This is a genomic window from Actinomadura syzygii (genome assembly GCF_008085905.1).
Classification (GTDB): domain Bacteria; phylum Actinomycetota; class Actinomycetes; order Streptosporangiales; family Streptosporangiaceae; genus Spirillospora; species Spirillospora syzygii.
The window spans coordinates 259,417-282,487 of record NZ_VSFF01000013.1; the positions used below are offsets into that span (position 1 = coordinate 259,417).

The 23,071-nt window shown below is 72.6% G+C and carries 16 protein-coding genes and 1 pseudogene; 6 read left to right on the plus strand and 11 right to left on the minus strand.

What is annotated here, in order from left to right; genetic code table 11:
• The first annotated feature begins 40 nt into the window (after positions 1 to 40).
• Complete coding sequence (locus FXF65_RS33150) at positions 41 to 460, plus strand: hypothetical protein (RefSeq protein ID WP_148354005.1); 420 nt, start codon at positions 41 to 43, stop codon at positions 458 to 460.
• Between the two features lie 49 nt (positions 461 to 509).
• On the opposite strand, the gene FXF65_RS33155 is transcribed toward FXF65_RS33150, so the two are convergent.
• Together FXF65_RS33155 and pgfA are read right to left on the minus strand one after the other, a co-directional pair.
• Positions 510 to 1,619: an NAD(P)H-dependent flavin oxidoreductase gene (locus tag FXF65_RS33155; RefSeq protein WP_148354006.1), complete on the minus strand. Its 1,110-nt coding sequence runs from the start codon at positions 1,617 to 1,619 to the stop codon at positions 510 to 512.
• A 95-nt stretch (positions 1,620 to 1,714) separates the two neighbouring features.
• On the minus strand, positions 1,715 to 2,749 hold the full coding sequence (gene pgfA, locus FXF65_RS33160) for a cell envelope lipid trafficking protein PgfA (RefSeq protein WP_148354007.1): 1,035 nt from the start codon (positions 2,747 to 2,749) through the stop codon (positions 1,715 to 1,717).
• A 101-nt stretch (positions 2,750 to 2,850) separates the two neighbouring features.
• Between pgfA and FXF65_RS33165 the strand changes: the two genes are divergently transcribed.
• Complete coding sequence (locus tag FXF65_RS33165) at positions 2,851 to 3,591, plus strand: class I SAM-dependent methyltransferase (protein ID WP_148354008.1); 741 nt, start codon at positions 2,851 to 2,853, stop codon at positions 3,589 to 3,591.
• A complete protein-coding gene (locus FXF65_RS45550) occupies positions 3,588 to 4,826 on the plus strand; it encodes an acyltransferase family protein (protein WP_246199286.1) in 1,239 nt (412 codons plus the stop codon). The genes FXF65_RS33165 and FXF65_RS45550 overlap by 4 nt, the downstream gene beginning before the upstream one ends.
• A 1,174-nt stretch (positions 4,827 to 6,000) precedes the next feature.
• Here the strand turns inward: FXF65_RS45550 and FXF65_RS45555 are convergent.
• From FXF65_RS45555 to FXF65_RS33210, 9 genes and pseudogenes are all read right to left on the minus strand, one after another.
• Positions 6,001 to 9,108: pseudogene (locus tag FXF65_RS45555) on the minus strand (alpha-(1->3)-arabinofuranosyltransferase domain-containing protein); the annotation flags it as partial.
• 32 nt (positions 9,109 to 9,140) lie between these two features.
• Positions 9,141 to 10,292 carry a glycosyltransferase family 4 protein gene (locus FXF65_RS33180; protein WP_148354011.1) on the minus strand — a complete coding sequence of 384 codons (1,152 nt, stop codon included), beginning with the start codon at positions 10,290 to 10,292 and terminating at the stop codon, positions 9,141 to 9,143.
• Positions 10,289 to 11,107 (minus strand): glycosyltransferase, encoded by an 819-nt coding sequence (locus tag FXF65_RS33185; protein WP_148354012.1) that lies wholly within the window; start codon positions 11,105 to 11,107, stop codon positions 10,289 to 10,291. Before FXF65_RS33185 ends, FXF65_RS33180 begins: the two co-directional genes overlap by 4 nt.
• A 13-nt stretch (positions 11,108 to 11,120) precedes the next feature.
• Entirely contained in the window at positions 11,121 to 11,252 is a 132-nt protein-coding gene (locus FXF65_RS46015; protein ID WP_255220389.1) for a hypothetical protein, read from the minus strand.
• Positions 11,252 to 12,922, minus strand: a complete 1,671-nt coding sequence (locus FXF65_RS33190; protein WP_187412630.1) for an MmpA family trehalose lipid delivery protein — start codon at positions 12,920 to 12,922, stop codon at positions 11,252 to 11,254. The genes FXF65_RS46015 and FXF65_RS33190 overlap by 1 nt, the downstream gene beginning before the upstream one ends.
• A gap of 26 nt (positions 12,923 to 12,948) precedes the next feature.
• Complete coding sequence (locus FXF65_RS33195; RefSeq protein ID WP_148354013.1) at positions 12,949 to 15,087, minus strand: acyl-CoA dehydrogenase family protein; 2,139 nt, start codon at positions 15,085 to 15,087, stop codon at positions 12,949 to 12,951.
• Positions 15,088 to 15,161: 74 nt separating this feature from the next.
• A complete protein-coding gene (locus FXF65_RS33200; protein WP_148354014.1) occupies positions 15,162 to 16,625 on the minus strand; it encodes a hypothetical protein in 1,464 nt (487 codons plus the stop codon).
• 75 nt (positions 16,626 to 16,700) lie between these two features.
• Complete coding sequence (locus tag FXF65_RS33205; protein WP_148354015.1) at positions 16,701 to 17,567, minus strand: EI24 domain-containing protein; 867 nt, start codon at positions 17,565 to 17,567, stop codon at positions 16,701 to 16,703.
• Between the two features lie 11 nt (positions 17,568 to 17,578).
• Positions 17,579 to 19,063 (minus strand): GMC family oxidoreductase, encoded by a 1,485-nt coding sequence (locus FXF65_RS33210; RefSeq protein ID WP_148354016.1) that lies wholly within the window; start codon positions 19,061 to 19,063, stop codon positions 17,579 to 17,581.
• Positions 19,064 to 19,279: 216 nt separating this feature from the next.
• On the opposite strand from FXF65_RS33210, the gene FXF65_RS33215 reads away from it, so the two are divergent.
• The 3 genes from FXF65_RS33215 to FXF65_RS33225 are packed head-to-tail and all read left to right on the plus strand — an operon-like array spanning position 19,280 to position 22,986.
• Positions 19,280 to 20,383 carry an ABC transporter permease gene (locus FXF65_RS33215; RefSeq protein WP_222868858.1) on the plus strand — a complete coding sequence of 368 codons (1,104 nt, stop codon included), beginning with the start codon at positions 19,280 to 19,282 and terminating at the stop codon, positions 20,381 to 20,383.
• 21 nt (positions 20,384 to 20,404) lie between these two features.
• Entirely contained in the window at positions 20,405 to 21,478 is a 1,074-nt protein-coding gene (locus tag FXF65_RS33220; protein ID WP_222868859.1) for a sugar ABC transporter substrate-binding protein, read from the plus strand.
• Complete coding sequence (locus FXF65_RS33225) at positions 21,478 to 22,986, plus strand: sugar ABC transporter ATP-binding protein (RefSeq protein WP_148354017.1); 1,509 nt, start codon at positions 21,478 to 21,480, stop codon at positions 22,984 to 22,986. The genes FXF65_RS33220 and FXF65_RS33225 overlap by 1 nt, the downstream gene beginning before the upstream one ends.
• Positions 22,987 to 23,071: the final 85 nt, after the last annotated feature.

The window sequence follows — 23,071 nt, forward strand, 5'->3', positions numbered from 1 at the left end:
CGGTTAGGGCGAAGCGAGTCACGGAAGGACTGAGCTGGCCATGGCCTTGCATATCGGACGTAGGCGGCACGAGCCACCGGCGGATGAGGCGGTGCCGCGGCGGAGCCTCTGGCGTCGGCGGACGGCGGCGACCGACGAGACGGCGACGGCGGGAGCCGGGAGGCGCAGGGCGCCGCGGTGGCTGCGCAGCAGGCACAACCCGGTAAGCGCGATGATCCTGGCCGCGGGCTGGGCCGCCGTCGTGATCCTCGCCCTCGGCATGCTGCTGACCTGGGGCGACGCCAACCCCGGCAACACGCTCGTGGACGCGACACTCGACGCCGGGCGCTGGCTCGCCACCCCGTTCCACGACGTCTTCACGCGGAGCGATCCCGACGAGCAGCTCTACATCAACTGGACGCTCGCCGGAGTGGTGTACTACGCCCTCGCCCGCACCCTCTCCTGGATGACGAGGTCCTGACGACCCCGGAGCCCCGGCCGCGAGAAGCGCGCGGCCGGGGCTCCGGCACTCAGGAGTCGGTGATGGTGTTCAGACGGGTTATGGCTTCTACGTATTCGTTGATCAGGTCGTAGATGACCTGGGCGGACGGTTTTATCTGGTTCATGGAGCCGACTATCTGGCCTACGGGGAAGGTGACCAGTTCGCCGTCGCCGGAGCGGGATATGCGGGGGAGGGCGTCCGCGATCAGCATGAACTGCATGGGCATCGGGAGGTAGCCCGGGGAGTTCTCGCTTTCCCATGCGTCCGTCCAGGCGGTTTTGAGGAAGCGGGCGGGCTTGCCCGTCCAGGCGCGGGAGCGGACGGTGTCGCGGGACGTGGCGTTGAGGAGTTTCGGGAGGGCGCGTTCGGGGGTGTCGGCTTCGGCGACCGTCAGCCAGATGGAGCCGGTCCAGACGCCGTCGGCGCCGAGGGCCATGCCCGCGGCCATCTGGCGGCCGCGGCCGATGCCGCCCGCGGCGAGGACGACCGTGTCCTCGCCCACCGCGTCCACGACCTCGGGGATCAGGACCATCGTCGCGACGTCGCCGGTGTGGCCGCCCGCCTCGGTGCCCTGCGCGACGATGATGTCGACGCCGACGTCCACCTGCTTGCGGGCGTGCCTGGCGTTAGACGCGAGGCCCGCGACCTTCACGCCGTGCCGGTGCGCCTCCGCCACGACGTCCGCCGGGGGCGGGCCGAGGGCGTTGGCGAGCAGGGCGATCGGGTGCTTGAGCGCCACCTCGACCTGGGGGCGCGCGGTGACGTCCGTCCAGCCGAGGAGGGCCTTGCCCGCCTGGTCGGTGGGCGGTTCGACGCCGTGCTCGGCCAGGAGGTCTTCCAGGAACTCCTTGTGCTGGGCCGGGATCATGCCCTGGAGTTTCGCGAGCAGTTCCTCGGCGTCGCCCATGTCGGCGCCCTCGTACTTGGCGGGCATGACGACGTCCACGCCGTAGGGCCTGCCGCCGACGTGCTCGTCGATCCACGCGAGTTCGAGTTCGAGTTCCTCGGGGGTGAAGTGCAGGGCGCCGAGGACGCCCATGCCGCCTGCGCGGCTCACCGCCGCGACCACGTCGCGGCAATGACTGAACGCGAAGATCGGGTACTCGATGCCGAAAAGTTCGGTGACTCGTGTCCGCACAACCCCGACCCTAGGCGGGGGAAGGTGAAACTGCAACAGGTTCTAGTTGCGGTGGACGTCGTTAAGTTACGTCAGGGCTCTGGGTAGAACACGTATCAGGGAGTGGGGTGGGGGGTGGTGCTCGCCGCTGGGGTGGGCGGGGGCTGGTCGGCGAACTTGCCGTCGGCTCGGCGCGGGGTGGCCGGGGGCGGAGGGGCGGCCGGACGGACGAAGGCGAGGGAGAGGCCGACGAACAGGAGGATCAGGCCGAAGAAGACGCCCGCCCCGGGGATGTAGCTGCGCAGGAGGTCGATCTTCAGCGCGGTCGAGTTCGCCATGTCGACCAGGTTCCGCTGGTCCTTGTCGACGGTGATGAGGTCGGCCTGCGCGACGATCATCGAGCCCTTGCCGTTCGGCGTCCGGACGGTGCTGCGGATGTTCTGGCGGTGCTTCACGGGGATGCCCGTGCGCGGGTCGACCCAGACGGTGTTGTACGCCTCGGTGTACCGGTCGACCTTCTGGTTTCCCGCCTTCTCGGGGAGGCCGAGCATCTTGGCGGGCATCTTGACGTCCAGCCGGGCGGTCTTCGTCAGCGGGATCGTCTGGGTGAAGCGGTACGCGGTGAGGCCGTGGACTTCTTCGACCGCGTTAAACCGCATCGGCGCCAACTGCCGCGTCGTCATGTCGTAGAACGGGTAGTCGCGCTTGTGGACGTTCGCGATGGGGAACAGCAGCCCGTACCCCGACATCCGGACGCGGTTGTCGCCGTCGACGTTGGAACCGCAGCAGTTGGTCAGCTTCCCGGTGCGGCGGTCGAACGCGATGCGGAAGCCTTGGATCTGGACGGGCTTGTCGGGCTTGGCCTGGTTGTAGATGTTGGTGGTGGAGTCCCAGACGGCGATGTCGCCGTTGCCCTCGTTCGCGCGGACGTCGCCCCGCACGGTGTTCTTCGCCAGGAGGGTGACGTTCTTCTTCAACTTGAGGTCGGACTCGTCGAAGTACGTGGAGCCCTTCGATTCCAGGGACGTCACCTGGTAGCGGTTCAGCGGCGCCACGACGACCCGGTCGGCCACATAGAAGCGGACGAGGGGCGCGAGTGCCAGCAAGAACGCGCCCAACCCGATCAGGATCAGGCCGACAGGTCGCCGCATGGACCACCTCCACGGGGGGCTACTGCCCGGTACCCTACCTCCTGCCAGCGCACCTACCTCCCGCGATCGCCCCGCTCCCCCGGACCCTCAGCGAGGTACCCATGCCGTCCACCGAGCGTCGTGCCACGCTTGGACGGTCGGTGCGGCTGCTGAGCGCATTCCGCAAAGAGCAAACCGATCCGGACCATTTCTACGGTCTGATGGCCCGCGACACTGCCGCGCTGCTCGGGACTTATGTCGATTTGGGCGGTGCGACCGTTCTCGACGTTGGCACGGGCACCGGGCATTTTGCGCAGGCGCTCGCGGACGCGGGCGCACGGTGCGCGGGTGTCGACCATTCTTTGGCTGAATTGACCTCGCTCGGGGTTCCCGCGCCGAACACGATAGTGGGCAGCGCGCTCGCCCTCCCGTTCAGGGCAGGGTCCATCGACGTGTGTTTCTCGTCTAATGTGCTGGAGCATGTCGTCCGGCCGTGGCGAATGGCGGGCGAAATGGTGCGCGTGACGAAGCCGGGCGGGACGGTCTTCCTGTCGTTCACCAACTGGCTCTCCCCGTGGGGCGGCCATGAGACGTCGCCTTGGCACTACTTCGGCGGCGACCGGGCGGCCCGGCGCTATGAGCGTCGGAACGGGCGTCCGCCGAAGAACCTGTATGGCCAGAGCCTGCATCCGGTGTCGGTGTCGGCGGCGCTGGAGTGGGCCCGGGGGCGCGATGACGTGCGCGTCCTGGACGCCCTTCCCCGCTACCATCCGCGCTGGGCGGAGGGGATCGTCCGGGTTCCGGGGCTGCGGGAGATCGCGACGTGGAATCTCGTCCTGGTGCTGCGAAAGAAGGGGACGTGAAATCCGCCGCCAAGGCGGCCGAGACGGCGGCGCCGCCGATTTCCGGGCATCAGGACACGTTCGACGGTATCCGGGCCGTGGCGGCGTTGTGCGTTCTGGTGTTCCATGTGGCGAGCGCGGCCGGGTCCGTTACGAATCCGGCCGGAGTGCGGTGGCTTTACAACGGCGGGCAGGTCGGCGTCCCCATTTTCTTCGCGCTTTCCGGCCTGCTGCTTTACCGGCCGTGGGCGGCGGCCGTCCTGAACGGGCGGCCCGCACCGCGCGCTGGTGAATACCTGCGAAAGCGGGTCTTCCGCATTCTGCCCGCCTATTGGGTCTTGGTCGTCGTCTATATGTTCACGGCGGGGCGTGACCACGTCGGCGACCCGCTCACCTGGGCGTCGCTGCTCACGCTCACGCAGACTTATCTGCCGGACGCCTGGTGGAATGGCGACCTCGGGCCCGCGCACCTCGGGCAGATCTGGAGCCTTGTCGTGGAGGCGGCCTGGTATGTCGCGCTGCCGTTCACCGCCGCGATCCTCGCCTGGTACGCGCGGCGCGGGCGGGGCGGCGACGTGGGCGTCCGCGCGCGGCGGCTGCTGACCGGCATCGGCGTGTACGCGGCACTGTCCCTGGCCTGGACGGTCGTCATGTTCGTCCCGGAACGGCATTCGCAGGCCGGACTGTGGCTTCCGCGCTACTTCGCCTGGTTCGCGATCGGGATGGCGCTCGCCGTGGTGACGGTGTGGGCGCGGCTTGACGACCGCGCCGCCGTCCTGTGCCGGGCGGTGTCCGACTCGTGGGCGGCGTGCTGGACGGCGGCGGCCATGCTGTACGTGGTCGCCGCGACGCCCGCCGCCGGGCCGCTCACCCTCCAGACGCCGGACGCGTTCTGGACGGCGGCCCTGCATGTGATCGTCCTCGGGCTGTGCGCGGCGGCGCTGGTCGCCCCGGTCGCGCTGGCCCCGGCCGGGCATCCGGCGCTCGGGCCGGTCCTCGGCAACCCGGTGATGCGGTTCCTCGGCCGGATCTCCTACGGCGTCTTCCTGTGGCAGCTACTGATCATCGTGGCCTGGTACGAGGCGGCGGACCGGGGCCTCCGGGGGAACGTCGCGACGGATCTTCCGCTGCTGGCGGCGGCGTCCATCGCAGCGGCGAGTCTGAGCTACTACCTGGTGGAACGTCCGGTGCGGGCGTTGACCCGCCGCCGGGATCCGGCCCGTCCGCAGGACCCTGTCCGGGCGCCGTCCAGCTGAGCGCGATCGGCCCGCCGGGGCCGCCGCCGGACGGCCGGGGCCGCCACAGCTCGGCCGCGACCCGTCCGACCACGGCGACCCCGAGGAGCTGCGGGACGACGTCGCCGAGCAGGCCGGACGGCGACAAGGGGTCGGCGATCACGTCCAGCCAGGCTCCGGCGGCCAGGCAGCCCGTCCCGGCGAGCATCGCGACCGCGACCGGCCACGGGGACGCGGCGGCCCGCGCGACGGCGGACCCCCGCCCGCGCGCGAACCCGCATCCGGCCGCGACCGCCGCGGCGACGGCGAGGCCGGGCGCCCCGGCGATCCAGCCGCCGAGCGCGGCGGCGAGCCCGACGGCGGCCCACGCGGGCCACCCCGTCCCCGCCACGGGCGCAAAGCGACGGCCCCGGCCTCCCGGCCAGAGCGCGGCGCCCAGCAGCATGAGCAGCAGGGCCAGCCCCCCGACGACCGCGAAGCGTTGTGCCCGGTCGGGCCCATAGGTCAGCTCGACGACGCCGCGCGTGCCCGCCGGGACGAGCCATCCCTGCTTCCACCCGTCCAGCCGAACGGGGCGCAGCACCGTCCCGCCCACGCTCGCGCGCCACCCGCCATTAAAGTTCTCGTTCACGACAAGGAACGAAGCACCGGCGGCATTCACCTCAACCCTGCGAGACCCCGCCCCCCAATCAAGCACCTCAACCCGTCCGACCGGAACACCAGCCCCGCTACGCCCGGCGAACATGCCCGGCGCGCCAGACTCGCCCGACACGGTAAGCGCGCCAGACGCCACAGGCGTGGCGAACGCGACGGACGCGCCTGACCCGGCAGGCGTAGCGGACGCCCTTGGCCCGGCGGACGCCCCATGCGTGCTGGGCGTCGTGGGTGAGGTTGGTGTTTGGGCGAGGGTGACTGTGTTGAGGCGGTAGGGGTCTAGGGGGGCGGCGGTTAGGTGGTTTTGTCCTTGGGCGAGGGTTGCTTGTTTGCAGGCGGTGAGTTTTAGGGGCCGACCGGTTAGTAGGTCGCCTTGTGTGCCGGTCGCTCTCGTTGGGATGAGGGTGGTGTTGACGCGCAGGTTTGGGCCTAGGCCGCATGGGAGGTGTAGCGGCGAGTTGCGCACGTCCGGGAGGGGGCGCACGCCTGGCACGTGTAGTTCGGCTATTTGGATCGGCTGTGGTTGTGCCTCCTTTAGGAAGGTCAGCGTTAGGCGGTCGGTGCTCATGGGAGCGAAGCTCAGCCTGCCAAAGGCGTCCGACAGTCCTTCGCGGGTCTCGCCGCTGCCGCCCTTGACCCGGATCCGGATCGGGCCTGAGACACCGGGTGGGCGGTCGACCGTGACCCTCGATACGCGCTTCCGGCCCTTCCAACGCACGCTGTATCGGGGCTGGTCATCGCTCTCCCCCGCGATCCAGGACGTCGCCGGGTCGCCGTCGAACGCGGACCGGGCCTGCGCCACAGGATGCCGCGACAGCGTCGAACTCGCCGCGACCGACGCCTGGCCCCGCACCGCCGTGTACCGCTCGACCAGCGCGGGATCGGTGAGGACCGCCGTCCCGGTGACAAAAGCCTTGCCGCCCACCGCCGACGTGAACGTGCGGTCGAACCCGGCGCCCTCCTCGTCCGTGGTGCCGAGCGAAGGCGAGCACACCCAGCGCAGGCTGCCCTTCATGCATTCGGAGACGGCCCCGCTCGTCCGGCTCATCACAAAGGTGGCGGGCCCCGTGACCTGAGCGGGCGCGGGCAGGACGTAGGTGCGGCTCGGCTTGAGCCCCTCGACCGACACCTCCGCCACCGCCGCCCGCGCGAAGGCCGGGACGACCGGCTTCGCCGCGAGACGCGCGATCCGGAGCCGCAGCCAGCGGGTCGGGCCGTCCGGCGCGCGGAGCGGCTGGGCCTCCGCCGTGCGCCGGACGTCCTGCTCCACCGTCCCGCGCTCGGTCTCGACCGCGACGCGCGCGACGGCGGGTCCGAGCGCCGGGTCCTGGACGAACGCGGCGGTCAACCCCCGCACGTCGCGCGGACGGTCGAAGTCGACGCGCAGCCATTGCCCGACCGGGCCCGTCCAGCCGCCGGTCTTCCAGGCCGTGAAACGGTTCCCGTCGAGCGCGGCGAACGGAACAGCGCCCGGCTCGCGGGCCTGCGGGATCGCGTCGTCCCCGCCCGCCGACGTGGACGCGGTGACGTCGCGCACGCCGCCGCCGTAGGCGACGTGGGTGGCGTAGCGGTCCCAGCCGTCGTCCAGGACGTCGGCGGCCTCGCCACGGTGCGCCGCCGTCAGCGTCTCCGACGTCTGGTGCAGCTCGCCGAAGTTGCGGCGCAGCACCCGAGGCGAGTCCGTCACGACCGGGGCGCCGCGCAGGTCGGGCGCGTCGCCGTCGAAAAGGACGGGGCCGTCCGGCAGCGCGCCGTCGTCCGCCATCGCGAGCAGCGACTCCGGCCCCCCGTACACGCGGACGGGGTCCGCCGCGGAGGCAAGGGACGCCACGTCGGCGGCACCCGTGACCTCGTAGACCTCCAGCGCCGGGTACGGCTGGTCAACGGCCGACACCGCGTCGTCGGCGGCGAGGCCGCCGGTCGGCGGGCCGAACACGGCGGCCCTGCGCAGGCCCGGCGAGTCGTCCAGGGCCTGGTGGACGCGGGCGGGCCAGGCGCCGCGCAGCGTCTCGCGCCGCAGGTCGTTGCGCACCAGCAGATACCGGACGCCCATCCGGCCGAGGAACGCGCTCAGCCCCGGCGACCCCTGCCCGGAGCGGACCTGCCGGTCGATCGCGTCCAGCGCCCGCGTGTACCCGGGCGACCCGGCGGGGACGAGTTGCCGCACGCCCCACCGCGCGTCCAGCAGCGGCTGGACGATGTCGTCCATGGGACGTCCCCACAGGTATTCGCCGAACGGCGCGCCCGGCACGGCGAGCACGCCCTGCCGCCCGGCCCGCGCGTTGATCCAGGACGCCGCGTCCCGCCAGTACCGGGGCACGTCCGTGAACTCGCCGGGCCCGGTGAGGCCGTGCGACGCGGCGGTGAGGCCGATGCCGCCGAGCCCGACCACCGCCGCGACCGGCAGGCTGACCAGCGACTTCCATCTCCAGGCGGGCGCCCTCACACCGGCGAGCAGGTGGGCCAGGCCGAGCGCGAGCGGCAGCCGGACGACCGCGTCGAACTTGTGCAGGTTGCGGAGCGGGGCGAGCGGGCCGTCCAGCAGGTCGCGGAGCTGCCCGGCGAACGGGCCCGGAATGTCGCTGAGGTGTCCCATGGACAGGACGGCCAGTCCGGCGAGCAGCGTGACCAGCAGGAACGTCCGCTCGGGGAGGAGCCGTCCGAGCAGCCCGGCGAGGCCGAGCGCGGCGACCGCGCCCGTGCAGAGGATCGGGAGCGGGCCGAGCGAGAGGCCGTGCCCGACCGGCCACCAGACCTGGCCGTCCACGACGAGGTAGTTGACCCAGCGTTCCGCGCCGCGCAGCACGTTGACGAGGCCGGTCGGCCCGGTCGTCGTGTCGGCCTTCTCGGTGTAGGTGAGCCAGGAGAATCCGTACGTTCCGGTCAGCAGCAGCGGGACGAGCCACCACGCCACGGCCGCACCGGCCGCCGCCGACCACCAGGCGAGCAGCCGCAGGCGGAACGTCCCCCGCGTCAGCACGTACACCACCGGGACGATCAGCACCGCCACGGTCGCGGTCGCGTTGATCCCGCCGCAGCAGGCGATCGCGAGCCCGGACCGCGCCGCCGCGCGGAGCCGTCCGCCCTCCCCCGACGCGGCCGTGACCAGCGGCAGGACGATCCACGGCAGCATCGCGACCGGCAGGTACTCCGACGAGATCTGGCCGAGCGCGGCGAGCGCGTTGGGCGCGAGCGCGTAGGCCGTCCCGGCGAACGGGCGCGTCCACGGGCCGCCGACGCCGAGCCGTCCGGCGAGCCGCCAGGTGCCGGTGAACGCCAGGCACATCAGCAGCGCGAGCCAGAACCGCTGGGTGATCCACGCGGGCATCCCGGCGACGTCGCCGAGCGCGAAGAACGGGCCCATCGGGAACAGGTAGCCGACGGCCTGGTTCTGGAGCTGGCCGAACTGCTCGGGGTCCCACAGGCGCACCGCGCGGCCGAGGAACCCGACCGGGTCCACCGCCATGTCGATCTTGGTGTCGGCGAGGATCGCGCCGGGCCGGGTGCCGAACGCGAGGGCCGTCAGCGCCAGGCAGCAGGCGACCGCGCGGAGCCGTTCGCGCAGCCGCTCGTACGCCCGCTCCGCCGTGTCCCGGGCGGGTCGCGGCGGCGCGCCGGCGCGAGGCGGGTCCGCCTCTCCCACCGCCATCGAGCCGCCTCCTCCGTCAGTCCGCGTGCGGGTCACCGTACCCGGGCGTCCCGGACGGCGGCGGCGACGAGGTCGCGGACGCGGGCGGCCGTCCGCGCCCAGTCGAACCCGCCCGCCCAGTCCCGGCAGGCGGCGGCGACCTCCGCGCGGCGGACGGGGTCGGACAGCTCCTTCAACGCCCGGTCGGCCACGTCCGCCTGGTCGTCGCCGTCGCGGACGAGCCAGCCGGTGACGCCGTCGCGGACCGCGTCGCGCAGGCCGTCCACGTCGGGCGCGACGGTCGGGACGCCGAGCGCCGCCGCCTCGACCACGCTGAGCCCCCACCCCTCGCCCTGCGACGTGCTGAGATGCAGGTCGGCGCGGGCGACGAGCGCCGCCTTGACGTCCTCGGGGACGTGCCCGTGCAGGACGACGACGCCGTCCAGGCCACGCGCGGCGATCCCGGCCTTGAGCGCGGGCGTTTCAGGGCCGTCCCCGACGATGTGCAGTTTCAGCCCCGGACGGCTTTCCGCGAGCCGTTCCGCCAGGTTGAGGAGCAGGTGCGGCCGCTTGTGCGGGACGAGCCGGTTAACGCATACCAGGTCGGGGTCCCCGGCGGGCCCTGGCGCGGTCGTCCCTGCGGGGTCGGCGACGTTGGTCCCGTTCGGGACGACGTGCGCGGGCCCTTTCCAGCCCAGCCTTTCCCGCACCGCGCGCAGCGTGGACGGCGAGACGACCACATAGGCGTGGCGCCGGTACGTCCAGTTGCTCACCGGTCCTTCGAGCTGCCGTCCGAGCCACGACAGCCAGCCGGGGAAATACAGCTCGAATTGATTCTCGTGCACATGGTGAATGACGCAGAACACCGGCACGCGCCGAGGCAGCACCCACGGCGTGAAGAAGGGGATGCCGTTCTGGCAGTCGATGACCGCGTCGAACGGTTCGGCGCGCCGCAAACGGTGGGCCAGCATCCACAAAAGGACGAGCGGATACACGGTGAACGTCCCACCGAGGCGGACGAATTCGACGCCCTCGACGCGCCCGCCGCGTTCCTGCCCCGGCGCCCGGCACGTCACGTAGTGGACGCGGGCCCCTTCGGCGGCGTACCGCCGGGCCAGCTCCCAGGCGTAACGCTCCGCGCCGCCCGCCGCCGGGTGCCACGGGTCCCGCCAGTTGACGATCGCGAGTCGCGGGCCGCCGCTCATCCCGGCTTGACGCCCGGCGCCGACGGAATGCCGGGCTGCGGAACGGCCACCGCCACCGCCGACGTGGCGAGCGCGGGCCTGAATCCGGCGCGCGCCCGGATGCGGGCCAGGTCGACAAGGCATTGCAGGGAATGGCGTCGTACGGAGAACGTCGAGCCGGGACGGTCGCGCCACACCACCGGAATGTCCGTCACGGACGCGCCCCGCCGCACGCAGTGCGCGAGCAGTTCGACGTCGAACGAGAAACCTGCAGTGCGCAGATCCGTCGCGACGGAACGTGCCAATTCCCCGTCGAAGAACTTGAACCCGCACTGCGTGTCGGAAACACCGCCCACGAGGTCGCGGACGATCCGGTTGAACGTGATGGCGCCGAGCCGCCGCACCGGCAGCGCGTAACCCTCAACGACCGACCGACCGTGGCGCCTTGACCCCACCACGACCGGGCGGCCCTCGCGCAGCAGGACGATGGCTTCGTCCAACGCCGCGAGGTCTGTTGCCATGTCCGCGTCCATGAAACCCACGAACGGGGCGTCTGTCGACAGTAGCCCCTTTCGGACCGCCGCACCTTTCCCTCGCCGCTCGCAACGCAACAGCCGAACCGGGACCGGACCCCGGAACGACCGGACGATGCACGCCGTCCCGTCCGTGCTGGCGTTGTCGACGACGATGACCTCCGCGCGCAGCGGGAGCCCGGCGAGCTTGCCGCACAGCAGGCCGAGCCCGTCCGGAAGCCGGTCGGCCTCGTTGTACGCGGGAACGACGATCTCCAGGAGAACCGCGCCGCCCGCGCCGCCGCCGTCACGCCGGGTCGCCATCGGGGCCTACACGTCAGCGCGAGCCGTAGTTGTACAGCGGCTTGATGACGGGGTCCTTCTGGGAGGCGTTCGCGAGTTGCACCGCGGTGAACGATGCTCCGGCGGCCAGCAGAACGCCGACCAGCGCGGCGATGGCGATGCGCATCAGGGGGTCCTTCGACTGCGGGGTTTGATACTGCCGAGTAACGGAAGGCTCAGAGTAGCCCTTGGGACCCCGATTGACCAGGCGACGGCCAGACCGGTGACGGCCCACGCGGCCACCGCGGGCGCGACCGGGACGCCGTCCCCGGGCGGCGCGGCGGACCCGTCGATCCGGTAGACGACCAGGTCACGACCGCGCAGCACTTCACGCACCTCCCCGGCCGGACGGTGCGCGGCGGTCTCGGCGTCCACCACGACGTACCGCACGCCCGCGTCACGCAGCGCGGCGGCCGAGGTCGTGGCGGGCGCCAGCCGGACGGCCTTCGGGTCCTCGGGCGCGACGGTCGTGCCCCCGACGGTCACGGCGTCGTTCACGACGACCCGGCGGTGCAGGTAGCGGGGCAGCGGATCGAGGACGCGGCGGCCGTGGTTCCACGGGTAGCTCCGGTACGCCGCCCACGGCAGGACCAGCACGTCGCCCTTCGCCGGGTCGCCGTCGACGATCCGCCGGGCCCGCGCCCAGTCGTCCGGATACCGGACGGCCCGCAGGTCGCCGGCCGCGCCCCAGGCCAGCGTCGGCAGCAGGAACACCGGGACGGCGACCGCCGCGAGCGCGACGCCGGGCAGCCGCGCGGCGGCGGCGCGGTCGGCGGCCGTCCCGAGCCCGACCGCGACGACGACGGCGAGCGGCGCGACGAACTGCTGACCGTCCCGCAGGACGGCGAACCCAGGCCACAGGCCGACGAGCCCTTCGAGGACGGGCGCCGCAACCGCGCCGAGCGCCGCAACTGCGAACCCGACTCCGGCCGCGACCGCCGCGCCCCGCCGCCACGCGGGCTCGCGGCACCACGCCCAATAGGCGGCGAGCGCGCCGATAACGACGATCAGCCAGAGGGACGCGATCACCGGCGTCCCGTACCCGGACGGGACGGTCTCGCCGTTCCACACTCCGCCGAGGGCGAGGAGGCTGCCGAGCGTCCCGAACGGGGTGTCGGCGCGGGCCGCGAACAGATCGACGGCGGTGTCATCCAAGGGCAGGCCGCCGGGCCGCAGCAGCCCCGGCACCAGCCACGGCAGACTCAGGACGGCCGCGGCGCCGACCACCTTCACGGCGCCGCGTCCCCGCACGGTCACGAGCGCGACGACCAGCGCCGTCAGCCCCGAGACGGCGAGCGCCGCGAACCCGCCGATCGCGGCCGGAATCAGGGCGCGGACCAGGCGACGTCCGCCGCCGGGTTCGTCCGTCCGGGCGGCGGCGGCCACCGCCCAGGGCAGGGCCGCGTAGCCGAGGAGCAGCGCCCACTGGCCGAGCAGCAGCCGCTCGGCGACGAACGGGTTCCAGGCGTAGCAGACCCCGGCGGCGAGGCGCGGCGCCATCCGCTCGGACGGCACCAGCGACGCCGCCGCCGTGCACGCCATCACGAAGATCGCCAGCAGGACGAGCTTCTGCACCGCGTCCGCCGGGATCACGGTGGCGAGCGCGGTCACGACGGCGTCGCTCGGAACGTGCCGCGGGACGATCCCGGTCAGCCCGAACGTCAGCCGCGTGAACGCCGGATCGGGCACGAACACCATGTCGTAGGACAGCACGAACCCGGGCGCGAGCCCCGGCCCCAGCGCCACGAGCCCGAGCCCGGTCAGCGCGGCCACCAGATGCCGCGTCCGCTCCCTCATGTGGGCCCGCTCATGTGCGCGCCCCACTACCGCGTTGGGTCCGGGTCGCGGGGTAGGGCGAGGATGCGTTCGCCGATCACGTTCAGGTTGACCTCGGTGGTGCCGCCGCCGATCGTCATCGCGCGGGACGCGAGCAGGTAGCGGGTCCAGCGGGCGCGCAGGCCGTCCTTCCAGCCGCCGGTCAGCGCACCGTCCGCGCCGAGCAGGGTGAAGCCGAACTCGGTGACCCGCTGGCCGTGCTCCATCGCCACCAGTTTCCGGACGTTCGCCGTCGCGCCCGGATCCGTCCCGGAGAGCTGCTTGAGGGTGGCGCGGAGGCCGAGGAGGGCGAAGGCGTGCTCGTCGCAGACGAGGTCGCCGAGCCCGTCGCGGACGACCGGATCGCCGTCCAGGCCCAGCTCTCCGACGAGGTCGAGCAGCTTGGGCACGTCCCCGCCGAGCTGGAAAGTGCTGGTCAGGCCGACGCGCTCGTTGGCGAGCGTGTTGCGCGCGACGCGCCATCCCGCGTTGACGGGTCCGACGACGAGGTCGTCCGGGACGAACACGCCGTCGAGGAAGACCTCGTTGAAGATCGCGTCGCCGGTGCATTCGCGCAGCGGCCGGATTTCGATGCCCGGCGATTTCATGTCGACGAGGAAATAGGTGATGCCGTCGTGCTTCGGACGGTCGGGATCGGTGCGCGCGATGCAGATTCCCCATTGCGCGTCGCGGGCCAGAGACGTCCAGATCTTCTGCCCGGTGATCGTCCAGCCGCCCTCGGTGCGCTCGGCGCGCGTCCGGAGCGAGGCGAGGTCGGAGCCCGCGCCCGGCTCGGAGAAGAGCTGGCACCACACGACCTCCCCGCGCAGCGTCGGCGGGAGGAAGCGTTCCCGCTGCTCAGGCGTCCCGTGCTGGACGAGCGACGGCACGACCCACGACCCGATCATCAGCGGCACCGGACGCACGCCCGCCGCCGCCAGCTCCCGCTGGACGACGACCTGCTCCAATGGCCCGGCGTCGCGTCCCCACGGTTTCGGGAGGTGCGGCGTGACCCAGCCGCCGTTCGCCATCGCGGCGCGCTGCTCGGTCGGCTCCAGCGCGGCGAGGTCGGCGACGCGGGCGCGGATCTCCTCCTGGAGCTGGCCCGCGTCCTCGGGAAGCTCGACGTCCATGGGACGCCGGACGCCCGCGACCGCGAGCGCGGCGACGTCCGCCCTGTGCTCGCTCGCCCGTCCCAGGAGCGCGCGCAGCGTCAACGCCCTCCGGTAGAGCAGGTGGGCGTCGTGCTCGTAGGTGTAGCCGATCCCGCCATGGATCTGGATGTTGCCCTCAGCGCACTGGACGGCGGCATCGGCGGCCAATACGGCGGCGACGGCGGATGCGTACGAGCACTGTTCGCGTGTTTCGTCCAGGGCGCGGACGGCATCCCAGACGGCCGCTCTGGCGCGTTCGACGGCGATGAGCATCCGCGCGCACTTGTGCTTGACGCCCTGGAACTGCCCGATCGGACGGCCGAACTGCTCGCGCAGTTTCGCGTAGGCGACGGCGTCGTCCAGGGCGCGTCCGGCGACACCGCACGCCTCGGCCCCGAGGACGACGACCGCCAGCGCCCGCGCCTCGGGCACGTCGAGGACGCGCTCGTCCGGCACGGACACGCCGTCCACCGTGACCGAGCCGACCGGACGTGTGACGTCCAGCGATTCCGACTCCCCCACGGTGGCGTCGGCGCGATTGACGGCGACCCAGCGCTCACCGGCACGCAGCAGGAAAAGGTCGGCGAAAGGCGCGCCGAGCACGGGCTGAACCGTCCCCGAAACAGTGGAACCAGCCATTTCCAGAGCGCCCGACAATCCGACCGCCGCCGTGTGGGAGCCGTCCGCGAGACCCGGGAACAGGGACAGTGCCCCGCAGGCGTGCAGCATCGCGGACGCCAGGACGGTCGGCGTATACGGCCCGGGAACCAGAGCGCGCCCCAGCTCCTCCAGCGCGACCGCCTGTTCGAGCAGGCCGAAGCCCTGCCCGCCCGCGTCCTCGGGAAGGTGCAGGCCGGGCAGGCCCTGCTCGGCGAGCGCGGGCCAGCAGCCGGGATCGGCGTCCCGGACGGTCCGCGCCGTGACGGCCCGCTCGGCGAGCCCCCGCACGGACGCCGCGAGCGCCTCGTGCTCCCCTGTCAGCCCGATCGCCATGGGCCCCACCTCTCCTCGACGTGGGGCCCACCTTATTAGAACGCGATTCGGCTCAGCGGTTCAGCGGCGCCGCGCTACGACGCGAGTTTCAACCGGCCGAAGAACTCGTTGATGTCCGGGTACTGCTTCTTGTGCGTGTTCGGCATGGACGCGAACACGACGGCGGGCGCCTTCCGGCCGGTGTCGATCACGGCCGTCGCGACGATTTCGCCCGTCGCCCGCACCCCGGTGCGCCGGTAGCTGAGGTAGGAGGCGACGAGCCAGCCGCGGTGACCGTCCACGACCATCGCCTGCGACGCGAGCGGCGCGGACTTGTGCGGGAACGCGTAGTACTGCGCCTCGAAAGCCTGCGCCGCGAGCCCCGTGATGTCCTTCACGTTGTCGGGGCCGTGGTAGGAGCTGAGCAGGCTCGGCGGCAGCGTCCCGGTGAGCAGTTGGCCGTACCAGAACTGGGCGCCGTGCCGCTCCGTCACCAGGATCTGCTGCCCAGACCAGCCCGTCGTGCCCAGCTTGTTCTGCTTCGTCGGCACCTGCCACGGCGCGGCGAGCCGCGGGTACGACAGCCCGGAGCGGACGTCGGCGACCCGGCCGAGCATCCGGCTCGGCCGCCCGGCGAACCGCGCGAGCCTCTTGTCGGGCGGCATCTCGACCCGCGCCGTCTCGGTCCGCTCGGCGGACGCCGTCCGGCCCGCGTTGCCGCTCGGCTTGGCGGGCTCGTCGTCGCCGCCCTTGAGGAAGTACACGGCCCCGGCCGCGGCGAGCGCGGCGACCAGCAGCCCGACGCCGCCGATCAGGATGAGCTTGGAACGGCCGCCGCCCTCGTCGAAGACGTCCCGCTCCGGACGTTCCGGGCGTTCCGGCCGCTCGCGGCGCTCCCGGCGCTCGCGGCGTTTCTCCGACTTGCCGTCGCCGCCCAGCTTGGCGTCGGCGGCGGCCTCGTCGGCCATCCAGTCGGGCATCTGCCAGTTGCCGCTGCTCGGCTTGCCGGGCTTGGCGGGGAGCCCGGCGCCGGTCGGGACGGCGGGCACGTAGTTGTCGTCGCCGCCCTGGTCGGCGGAGTTCTCGTCGAACAGCGAGTCGTCCCACTGGGGCGGTTCGTCGTCCCGCACCGGGGCGACCTTCACGTCGTCCTCCGCACCGGACTCCTCCGACGGGACCTGGCTCCACTCCTCGGACGGCTCCGGACGCCACTCGACGTCCTTCCACTCCTCGGACGGAGCGTCGGTCCGCCAGGAATCGGTCGGCGACTTCTCCCATTCGTCATCGTCGTCGAGCGGCGCCGCGGGCCGGTCCTCGACCTTGCCCCACACGTCGTGCGCCTCCGCGCCCTTCCCCGCGGCGGCCGGAGCCTCGGCGGGCTGCGCCTCAGCAGGCAGGGCCTCGGCGGGCGGGGCCGGGGCGGGCAGGACGGCCTCGGGGTCCGGGAACGTCATCCGCGGGCCGGTCGCGGTGGCGTCCGCCGCCTCGCGGGACTCGTCCCGCGGCTCGCCGTCGTTCATCTCGGTCCAGCGCACGCCGCGCTCCCCCTGATCGGACATGCGGCACACGTTACGCGAAGATCAGCCGTCCGGTTCCGGTCACCAATCACGCTCAGGACACATCTTCCCATCGACTCAGCGGCTCCCCGCCGACCCGATGGCACCCGCTGTGACCTGCGGCTCTCCGGCGAGCCTCGCCCTGGCCAGCAGCGTCGCGCCCGCCACCGCGCCCGGCATGGCGAGCACCGCGCCGAACGGGATGAGGAAGACCACGACGGTCGCCGCGCCGAACCCGAGGACCAGCGGACGGTTCCGCCGCAGCAGCGCGAACCGCTCCTTGCGCCGGATCCCGCGCCGCTCCAGCGCGACCGACGTCAACTCCCCTGCCAGGAAATATCCGGACACCAGCCCGGCGACCACCGGGACGACCGTCTGCCCCACCAGCGGCAGGAACCCGCACGCGAAGAACACGACGGCGAAGCACAGCGCGACGGCGCCGAGGATCACCGTGTCCTTGACCGCGCGGCCGATCTGGACGAGCAGCGGCACGTCCGGCTCCGGCGGCGCGCCGCCCTCCGACTCCTCGACCCGGACGGCGATCGCCTCGTAGAACGGGTCCCCGACGAGCAGCGTCACCGCCGTGAACGTGATGACGGCGAGGAACAGCGCCGAGCCGAAGATCGCGATCCCGGCGACGACCCGCGCGGACGTGCGCGCCGCGTCGGACCAGCCGTCCGCGAAGCCGGTCGTCCACCCGGCGAGGTCGTCGATCTCGAACCCGAGGAAGACGAGCGCCGCCGCGTACACGACGAGGACGATCAGCGCCGGGATCAGCCCGAACAGCCACTGCGCGGGATGCCGGGCGGTCCAGCCGAGCCCGCGCAGCAGGAATCCGACGCCGGTGAAGAAGTCTTTGAACGCGGACGGCCTCGGCTCTGGCGGAGGCGGCGCGAACGGGTTCGGGGGGACGGGCGGCTGCGGCGGGAGGTGCGGCTGGCTCACGCGCCCAAACCCTACCCGGCCAGCAGGTCCGCGGCCTTCTCTCCGATCATGATCGACGGCGCGTTGGTGTTGCCGGTCGGGACGTCCGGCATGATCGAGGCGTCCGCGATCCGCAGCCCGTCGACGCCGTGCACGCGCAGTTGCGGGTCGACGACCGCCTCGTCGTCCACGCCCATCTTGCAGGTGCCGGCCTGGTGGTGGTACGTGACAACGGACTGGCGGACGTAGGAGCGCAGCCCGTCCGCGCTCTTCGCCAGCGGCCCCGGGTACAGCTCGCGCGCCCCCCACGTGCGGCGCAGCTCCGGCGCGCCGACGATCTCCTGGCACAGCCGGACCGCGACGCCGAGCGCGTCCACGTCGGCCTGCGCCGACAGCACGCGCGGGTCGATCACCGGCGCGTCCCACGCGGAATGGCTGGAGAGCCGCACCTCGCCGCGCGACTCCGGCCGCACCAGCCCCGCCATCAGCGAGATGCCGTGCGGCGGGCCGTCCATCCACGGCTCGTAGAGCGGGACGCCGAAATGCAGCGGCTGGAGGTCGGGCAGCCGCGTCCCCGGACGGCTGCGCCAGAACAGGTGGCTCTGCGTGGCGGGCAGCCCGCGCGTCAGCGTCGGCGGACGGTCGGTCGAGGCGATCACCGGCACCAGCCAGTGGTCCTGGAGGTTGCGGCCGACGCCGGGCAGGTGGACGACGGCGCCGCCGAGCGTGTCCGCGTCGCCGATCCCGGAGCGGAGCAGCAGCACGGGCGAGCCGATCGCGCCCGCGCACACCACCACCTCGTCGGCGTGGCAGCGTTCGACGGCCCCCTCGCGGATCCATTCGACGCCGACGCAGCGGCGCCCGTCGAAGAGCAGCCGCCGGACGACCGCCTCCGGGACGAGCGTGACGCCGCGTCCGACGACCGGGGCGAGGTAGGCGGCGGCGGTCGTGAGCCGCCTGCCCTCCCGGATCGTGAACTGCATGAACGACACGCCCTCCTGGCGGGCGCCGTTGTAGTCCGGGTTGAACGGGAGCCCGGTCTGCCGCGCGGCCTCCACGATGGAGCGCTGCACCGGGTCGGGCTCGTAGCCGGTGAGGACGTCCAGCATCCCGGGCCCGCCGCCGTCGAGACCGTCGGCGCGGGCGAAGAGCGGCTGCACGTCCTGCCAGGACCAGCCCTCGTTGCCGAGCGCCGCCCACCGGTCGTAGTCGGCCGGGTTGCCGCGCACCCAGATCATCGCGTTCAGCGCGTGCGACCCGCCGACGACGCGGCCGCGCGGCAGGTGCAGGAGACGTCCCTGCGCCTCCTGCTGCGGAACGGTCCGGTACCCCCAGTCGAGCGGCGAGTCCCACAGCTCGTGCATGCGGGCGGGATCGTCCACGGCGGGCTCGGCGCGGTGCGGTCCCGCCTCGACGACGAGGACGCGGCGCCCGGCGTCGGCGAGCCGCCGCGCCACCACCGAACCGGCCGAGCCGGCCCCGACGACGATCACGTCGGCCGTCCAGTCGTCGCGCATCGCTGACCTCCCGTGGAGACGAGTGCGCTCAGCGTAGGTTCGAGCGCTCCACCGGAGCCGTGATCACCGCAGGTCGTGCCACCACAGACAAGGACTGTTCCGGCACAGCCAAGAACCCGGACGGCGGCGGGGTCCAACCTGCCGTCAACGTCAGTCGGGGGACGACGAGTTGAATCCGCCCGTGAGCACGGACGGACGACGAAAGGAGTTCCGCCCGTGACCACGGAACGGCAGTCCGGCGCCGAGGCGAAGGACGGTGACGCGGGGCAGCCCGGCACGGCCGAGAAGGCCGGGGCGCGGCCCCAGGGCCTGGGGCACGCCGCGTCGCTCGCCCAGTCGCGGCTTCCGGTCCTCGCCGTCCGCGCCGGCCGCGGCGAGGCGACGAGCGTCCTCGTCGCGACCCTGGTGCTGGTCGCGTTCATCAGCATCCTGCACCCGGACTTCCTCCGCGTCGGGCAGCTCCTCGACACCCTCCAGTCGGCGGTGTACGTCGGGCTCCTCGCCTGCGGCATGGCCTACCTGCTGTCGATGCGCGAGATCGACCTGTCGGTGGGCTCCACGTTCGGGCTGACGGTGATCGCGACCGGCGTGATGATGAACCACGACATCCCGGCCTGGCCCGCGGCACTGCTCGGGATCGTCCTCGGCATGGCGCTGGGGCTGGTCAACGCGCTGATCGTCCAGTTCGTGGGGATCCCGGCGATCGTCGCGACGCTGGCCACGCTGTCGGTCTTCCGCGGGCTCACGCTCGCGCTGAGCGACGGCCGGCAGGTCACCGGCCTGCCGCTGGAGAGCTCCTTCTTCACCGTGCTCGGCGGCAAGACGCTCGGCGTGCCGACGAGCGTGTGGGTGCTCGTCCTCGTCGCGATCGCGCTCACGCTGGTGCTGCGGTTCACGCCGTTCGGCTACCGGGTGCGCTCGATCGGGTCGAACCCGGACGCCGCGACGTTCTCCGGGATCTCGATCCCGCGCGTCCGGATGCAGGCGCTGGTGCTGATCGGCGGACTCGCCGGGCTGTCGGGCGTGCTCGGACTGGCGTTCTTCACCTCCGGGGACCCGAACATCGGCACCGGGTTCGAGCTCCAGGCGATCGCCGCGGCGATCATCGGCGGGACGCCGCTGCGCGGCGGCAGCGCCACCGTCGTCGGCGCCTGCCTCGGCGCCGTGCTGCTCAGCGTCGTCACCAGTGGGTTGCAGTACTTCAACATCCCGGCCAACTGGAGCGCGTTCGCCACCGGCGGCGTCATCCTCGCGGCCGTCGCGCTGGACAGCCTGGTGCGCCGCCGCAGGCGGCGTGAGAGCGCCCGGCTCGGACTCTGAACACCCCCCGAGGAGAGCAACGTGAGGATCAGATCCCTGGCCTTGGCCACCGTCACCGTCCTGATCGGCACCACCGCGCTGGCGGGCTGCGGGTCGAGCGACTCGGGCGGGTCCGGTAAGAAGAACACCGGCACGCTCAAGATGGCCTTCATATACGCGTCGACGACGCAGAACCCGTTCCAGGAGATGGCGTTCGGCGCCAAGGCGGCGTCGGCGGGGGACGGCAAGGTGACGCTGAACGCGGCCGCGCCGACCGGCATCAACGGCCCCGCCCAGGTGCAGTTGTTCCGCTCCGCCATCCGGAACTCGCGGGACGGCATCGGGCTGCAGAGCCTCGCCCCCGACCTGTTCGTGCGGCCGCTCGTCCAGGCGTCCGACGACGACGTCCAGACCGTCGCGGTGGACGCCGCGCCGCCGCCCGGCACCAAGACCAAGCTGTTCATCGGCAACAGCAACACCGAGGTCGGGCGGGCGCTCGGCGAGGAGTTCATCAAGCACGTCCCGGCGGGCACCAAGGGCGAGGTCGTGATCGGCAACGACATCCCGGGCCTGCGGCTGCTCGAACAGCGCATCGAGGGCCTCACCGAGGTGATCAAGAAGGAGCGGCCGGAGCTCACGATCAAGGGCCCGCTCGACTCGAAGTCCGAGCCCACCGACAACTACAACGCGTGGAACTCGATCGTGAAGGCGAACCCGAAGGCCATCGCGTTCCTCGGCGTCGGCGGCCAGGACGGCGTCTCGCTGCCGCTGATCCAGAAGCAGACCGGCCGCAAGTTCCTCGCCGGTTCCTGCGACATCGACCCGGCCGCGCTGAAGGCCGTCAAGGACGGGTCGCTGTTCGCGCTGTCCTCGCCCGAGCACTGGCTCAAGGGCTACGTCGCGCTCCAGCTCATGATCGACGCCAAGCGCAAGGGCACGAAGCTGCCCGAGGGCTGGTGGAACCCCGGCACCCTCGTCATCACCAGCGCCAACGTCGACGAGGTCATGAAGCGGCAGGTCAACGAGCAGAGCCGGACCGCGTTCTTCAAGCCGATCGTGGACGAGCAGCTCGCGAACCCGACCAAGTACCTCAAGCCGCTGGACCAGGCGAACTGATGGCCGTCCTGCGCGCACGGGACATCGCCAAGTCCTACGGCGGCGTCACCGCCCTCGCGGACGGGACGATCAGCGTCGAGGCCGGCTCGGTGCACGCCCTGCTCGGCGAGAACGGGGCCGGGAAGTCGACCATGGTGAAGGTGCTGTCCGGGGCGATCCGCCCCGACGGCGGCACCCTCACCCTGGACGGCGAACCCGTCGCCTTCCGCGACACGGCGGACGCCGTCCGGCACGGGGTGGCGGTCGTGTCGCAGGAGCTGAACCTGTTCCCGGACCTCGACGTCCTCGCCAACCTGTATCCGCTGCGGGAGCCGCGGCGCGGCCCGTTCCTGAACCGCCGCGCCATGGCCGACGCGGCACGGCCGATCCTCAAGCAGCTCGGCCTGGACGTCGAGCTCCGCACGCTCGTCCGCGAGCTGTCGCTCGGCCAGCGGCAGCTCGTCGAGATCGCGCGGGCGCTGCTGTCGGAGCCGCGCGTCCTCGTCCTGGACGAGCCGACGTCCGCGCTCGACCGGGACGGCTCCGACCGGCTGCTCGGCATCCTCCAGGTGCTGCGCGAACGGCAGGTCGGGGTCGTGTTCGTCTCGCACATCCTTGAGGAGGTCATGCAGCTCTGCGACACGATCACGGTGCTGCGCGACGGCCGCACCATGCTCAGCGGCGCCGACCGCGCGGACCTCGCCATCGACGACATCCTGTCGGCGATGCTCGGGCCGCGGCCGGAGCCGTCGGCGACGCCGGTCCCGCAGATCAAGCAGGCGGAGGGCGAGCTGCGGCTCGACCACGTGGCCGTCGACGGCGTCCTCGACGACGTCGACCTGGCGGTGCGCGCCGGGGAGGTCGTCGGGGTCGCGGGCCTCGCGGGGGCCGGGCATCTCGCCGTCCTCGAACTGGTCGCCGGGCTGCGGCGGGCGTCTCGGGGGGACGTCCGACTGCCCGGCGGCCGCCCGGCCCCGCGCGGGCTGCGGCAGGCGATCAAGGGCGGCGTCGCCGTCGTGTCCGGCGACCGGCGCGGCCGGGGCCTGATGCTGGACCAGCCGATCTGGCAGAACATCGGCCAGGTCCGCTCGATCGGGCTGAGCCGGGACGGCGTGGTCGTCCGCCGGGGCGCGCTGCGCTCGCGGGCGCGCGGCCACGTCGAGCGGCTGCGCATCCGCTGCCGCGACGTCGACCAGCGGGTGGGCCTGCTGTCCGGCGGGAACCAGCAGAAGGTCGTGCTGGCGAAGTGGCTGGACGCGTCCCCGGCCGTCCTGCTGCTGGACGACCCGACCCGCGGCGTGGACGTCGGCGCGAAGGCCGAGATCCACGACCTGATCAGGGGCGCCGCCGCGGACGGGGCCGTCGTCCTGCTCGCCTCGACCGACCTGGACGAGCTGACCGAGGTGTGCCACCGCGTGCTCGTCTTCCACCGCGGCAAGATCGCGGCACGGCTGTCCGGCGACGAGCTCGACCAGCACACGATCGTCCGGGTGTCCAACACGGGCGAGCGCCAGGAGTCGCCCCGCTAGTCGCGGGCCTGCCCGCGCCGTACGGCGCGGGCAGGCCGTCGGGCACCCCGAACGCTCCCAGACCGCTCGGCGCATCTCCCGCCCC

Coding starts and splice junctions, on each gene's coding strand:
- FXF65_RS33195 (WP_148354013.1), bottom strand. CDS start 15,087: ATGGCGATCGGGCTGACAGGGGAGCACGAGGCGCTCGCGGCGTCCGTG.
- FXF65_RS33210 (WP_148354016.1), bottom strand. CDS start 19,063: ATGCGCGACGACTGGACGGCCGACGTGATCGTCGTCGGGGCCGGCTCG.
- FXF65_RS33150 (WP_148354005.1), top strand. CDS start 41: ATGGCCTTGCATATCGGACGTAGGCGGCACGAGCCACCGGCGGATGAG.
- FXF65_RS33185 (WP_148354012.1), bottom strand. CDS start 11,107: ATGGCGACCCGGCGTGACGGCGGCGGCGCGGGCGGCGCGGTTCTCCTG.
- FXF65_RS46015 (WP_255220389.1), bottom strand. CDS start 11,252: ATGCGCATCGCCATCGCCGCGCTGGTCGGCGTTCTGCTGGCCGCCGGA.
- pgfA (WP_148354007.1), bottom strand. CDS start 2,749: ATGCGGCGACCTGTCGGCCTGATCCTGATCGGGTTGGGCGCGTTCTTG.
- FXF65_RS33225 (WP_148354017.1), top strand. CDS start 21,478: ATGGCCGTCCTGCGCGCACGGGACATCGCCAAGTCCTACGGCGGCGTC.
- FXF65_RS33200 (WP_148354014.1), bottom strand. CDS start 16,625: ATGTCCGATCAGGGGGAGCGCGGCGTGCGCTGGACCGAGATGAACGAC.
- FXF65_RS33180 (WP_148354011.1), bottom strand. CDS start 10,292: ATGAGCGGCGGCCCGCGACTCGCGATCGTCAACTGGCGGGACCCGTGG.
- FXF65_RS33165 (WP_148354008.1), top strand. CDS start 2,851: ATGCCGTCCACCGAGCGTCGTGCCACGCTTGGACGGTCGGTGCGGCTG.
- FXF65_RS33190 (WP_187412630.1), bottom strand. CDS start 12,922: ATGAGGGAGCGGACGCGGCATCTGGTGGCCGCGCTGACCGGGCTCGGG.